The 2,040-nt window shown below is 67.2% G+C and carries 1 protein-coding gene and 1 pseudogene; both read left to right on the top strand.

Annotated features, from left to right (window positions below):
* Window positions 1–152 (top strand): annotated as a pseudogene (locus ELR45_RS43190) (hypothetical protein); the annotation flags it as partial.
* A gap of 238 nt (window positions 153–390) precedes the next feature.
* On the top strand, window positions 391–1,920 hold the full coding sequence (gene putP / locus ELR45_RS29440; protein WP_129669476.1) for a sodium/proline symporter PutP: 1,530 nt from the start codon (window positions 391–393) through the stop codon (window positions 1,918–1,920).
* Window positions 1,921–2,040: the final 120 nt, after the last annotated feature.

Below are 2,040 nucleotides of genomic sequence, written 5' to 3'. Positions count from 1 at the left end.
CCTGCGGCGAGCACCGGGACGCACACTCGCACTGCCGGATATGTGAGCAGGCGTGCCGGGAGACTGAGGAGATCCTTAACAGGCTGCTCCCGCAGGTGCAGCCTTCTGGCGACGCTCCCTCACAGCCCAGTCAGGCCGCACCCCAGACCTGAGGTTCGCCCGACAGCCGGCCGGGCCATTCCGTCGGGGATGGCCCGGCCGGCCTCTGCAACAGCGCCTTTTGGCATCTGCCACATCGCGACCTCGACTATTTGCGCACATGTCGGTCGTGAGCGCCGTACCTTCTCCCTACACTCCTCGACAACGTGCTTCCGCTGAGTCGAGCGTTCGGCCTCGACCTGTCCCTGTACTCGGCGTGTGTCCGTCAGCGCCTTATCGAGCGAGGAACACATGATCAATGTCAGCGCACCGATCGTCACGACCTTCGTCGTCTACCTCATCGCGATGGTGGCGATCGGCATCTGGGTTTATCGGCGGACCCACAGCTTCACCGACTTCGCGCTCGGTGGCCGTAAGCTCAACGCTCCGACCGCTGCCTTGTCCGCACAGGCCAGCGACATGTCCGGGTGGCTGCTGCTCGGGCTGCCGGGCGCGGTGTACGCCGCCGGGATCGGAGCGACCTGGATCGCCGTCGGCCTTGCCGTCGGCACGTACCTCAACTGGAAGTTCGTGGCGCCACGGCTGCGGACCTACACGGAACGTGCCAAGGACGCGGTCAGTCTCTCGGCGTACCTGGAGGAGCGGTTCGAAGACCGCACCCGGATGCTGCGGATCGTGTCCGCCGCGGTGATCGTCGTCTTCTTCACCGTCTACGTGGCCAGCGGACTCGTCGCCGGCGGCGTGCTGTTCGAAGAGATGTTCGGTATGAACTTCGAGCTGGCCGTGACCATATCGGCCGCGGTGATCGTCGTCTACACCTTCCTCGGCGGCTTCCTCGCGGTGAGCCTGACCGACGCGATCCAAGGGACGCTGATGTTCCTGGCCCTGCTGGCGATCCCCCTTGTCGGGATCGGGCTGCTCGGCGGCTTCGGAGCACTGAACGACGCGCTCAACGATCAGAAGCCGGATCTGCTCGACATGGGAGCCGAGGCGAGCTTCGCCGACGGCACCTGGGCGGACGGCGGCTCGCTGAGCGTGATCGCGGTCGTGTCTCTGCTGGCGTGGGGTTTGGGATACTTTGGGCAGCCGCACATCCTCGCCCGGTTCATGGGCATCCGAAGCGTCGGCGACATAACGGTCGCCCGGCGGATCGGGACAAGCTGGGCGCTCGTGACGCTGGCCGGCGCGTCGCTGGTCGGCCTGGTCGGCATCGCACAGCTCGACGAGCCCTTGGAGAACCAGGAGACGGTCTTCATCGCCCTGACCGAGCAGATGCTCGACCCGTGGCTGGCCGGCATCATCCTGGCCGCCGTGCTCGCGGCGATCATGTCGACAGCTGACAGCCAGCTGGTGGTGTCCTCGACGGCGCTCACCGAAGACTTCTACCGCGCGTTCCTCAACCGCCAGGCGTCGAACATGACCCTTGTTTGGGTGGGCCGGCTGACCGTCACCGGCGTGGCGGTCGTCGCCTATGTGATCGCGCTCGGCGGCGGGGCTGTGCTGGAGATCGTCTCCTACGCCTGGGCCGGGTTCGGTGCCGCGTTCGGGCCGGTGATCATCCTGTCACTCTTCTGGCCCCGGATGACCGGCGCCGGGGCGATGGCGGGCATCGTGGGCGGCGCCCTCACTGTCGTGCTGTGGGAGCACGTGGACCCGTACATGGGGCCGTTCGAAGGCATCTACGAGATCATCCCCGGTGTCCTGTTGGCGACCGTGGCGGCGCTCGTCTTCGGCCGGTTCGTCGGCCGCCCGCCGGAGCGCAGCTGGGTCGGCGCGATGCAGGAGCCGCCGGAGGCGGAGCCGGTGCTGACCAGCCCATGATCATCGAGGATCCGCGGTGTGATCACACGCCAGATCCTCGATGATCATGGGTCACGACGGCCGAGCCGGACAGCAGCGGGGCCAGGGTCAGCCCCAGGTGGAGCAGCAGGCGGTGGTCCC

The organism is Phytoactinopolyspora endophytica (assembly GCF_004138495.1).
Taxonomy (GTDB): Bacteria; Actinomycetota; Actinomycetes; order Jiangellales; family Jiangellaceae; genus Phytoactinopolyspora; species Phytoactinopolyspora endophytica.
This window is presented reverse-complemented; position numbering and strand designations above follow the sequence as displayed.